Source organism: Vogesella mureinivorans (genome assembly GCF_007644035.1).
In the GTDB taxonomy this organism is placed as follows: domain Bacteria; phylum Pseudomonadota; class Gammaproteobacteria; order Burkholderiales; family Chromobacteriaceae; genus Vogesella; species Vogesella mureinivorans.
In genome coordinates this window covers 1-282 of the sequence record NZ_VMTV02000596.1, presented here as the reverse complement: position 1 = coordinate 282, position 282 = coordinate 1, and the positions used below count along the sequence as shown (strand labels likewise).

Genomic DNA, 282 nt, shown 5'->3' with positions numbered 1-282 from the left:
GGCAAGACATCGTCACCGATCCCGGCTGGTTCTTCCGCATATCGGCGGTCATCACGCTCGTCGGCGGTAGCGCGGTCGTTATGTGGCTCGGTGAACAGATCACCGCACGCGGGCTCGGCAACGGCATCTCGCTGATTATTTTTGCCGGTATCGTTGCAGGCTTGCCATCGGCAATTGCCGGCACTCTCGAGCTTGGCCGCACTGGCGCGCTTCCGGCCGCCATCATCATCGGGATCCTGCTTCTGGCCTTCGTGCTGATCGGCGTCATTGTCTTCTTCGAAC

Annotated in this window: 1 pseudogene; it reads left to right on the top strand. The window is 61.0% G+C overall.

Annotation, left to right across the window (positions count from 1 at the left end):
- Positions 1 to 282 (top strand): annotated as a pseudogene (gene secY / locus FLQ44_RS16445) (preprotein translocase subunit SecY); the annotation flags it as partial.